At 62.0% G+C, this 1,213-nt stretch carries 1 protein-coding gene; it reads left to right on the forward strand.

The genetic code is table 11. From position 1 onward, the window contains the following. Positions 1-1,213, forward strand: a 1,213-nt coding sequence (locus tag IVB36_RS27885) for an amino acid adenylation domain-containing protein (RefSeq protein ID WP_247393766.1), incomplete at both ends; no start/stop codon positions are given.

The following is a 1,213-nucleotide window of genomic DNA, read 5'->3' on the forward strand; positions in this document are numbered from 1 at the left end:
GAACTGAACCGCACGGCGGCGGCGTATCCGTCAGAGCGGTGCATCCATGAGCTGTTCGAGGCGCAGGTCGCCAAGACGCCGGATGCGGTGGCGGTGGTCTGTGCGGACGAACGCTTGAGCTATGGCGAGCTCAATGCGCGGGCCAACCGCCTGGCGCATCATCTGATCGCACTCGGGGTCACGCCCGGGGATCGCCTTGCGACAATGCTGGATCGCTCCGTCGTCCTGGTGGTGGCACAGCTGGCGATCCTGAAGGCGGGCGGAGTTTATGTGCCGATCGATCGCAGTCTTCCACCAGCGCGACAGAGCTGGATGATGGCCGACTGTGCTGCGCGCCTGGTGCTCACCAACAGTGATGATGATCTGGTCGAGGTGACGATTCCTGTTCTGCCTATTGAGCCGCTCATGACTGGAGCAGGCCTTAGCACCGATCCTGGCTTGGCATTGACCGCCGAGGCTGCCGCCTACGTCATGTACACCTCCGGCTCGACCGGCCTTCCGAAGGGGGTTGTTGTTCCTCATCGTGCCGTGAACCGACTGGTCATCAACAACGGATATGCGCAGTTCAATGCGAGTGATCGTGTGGCGTGGGTGGGCAACCCCGCGTTTGATATCAGTACACTGGAAGTCTGGGCACCGCTGCTACACGGCTCTAGCCTGATCGTGATTCCATACATTGATGCGCTGCAACCAGGGGTGCTGCGCGGCCTGGTTCAGCAGCACCGCATTAGCGTCCTGCATTTGACGGCCGGGTTGTTCAACCAGAGCGCTGCTGATTTGGGCCCGGTGCCGGCGAGTTTGCGGTTGCTATTGGTTGGCGGTGATGCGGTTGATGTGGCGGCAGTCGCACGGATTTTGAGCCAGAGCCGACCGCAACATCTCCTGCATTGCTACGGTCCGACCGAGACGACGACTTTTGCGACAGTCTGCGAGATTACCGCGATTGATGAGACATTGCAGCGGCTCCCCATCGGCCGTCCGATTGCGAACACGCGTGTGTATCTGCTCGATGGTCATGGCGCGCCCGTTCCGTTGGGAGCGGTGGGAGAGCTCTACATTGGCGGGGCGGGGGTCGCGCGTGGCTATCTGAACCGGCCCGAACTGACGGCGGAGAGGTTCTTGGCCGATCCGTTCAGTGGTGAGGTCGGCGCACGGATGTACCGGACCGGGGATCTCGCGCGGTACCTGCCGGACGGCAATCTGGAGTTTCTGG

It is taken from the genome of Bradyrhizobium sp. 35 (assembly GCF_023073215.1).
In the GTDB taxonomy this organism is placed as follows: Bacteria; Pseudomonadota; Alphaproteobacteria; order Rhizobiales; family Xanthobacteraceae; genus Bradyrhizobium; species Bradyrhizobium canariense_D.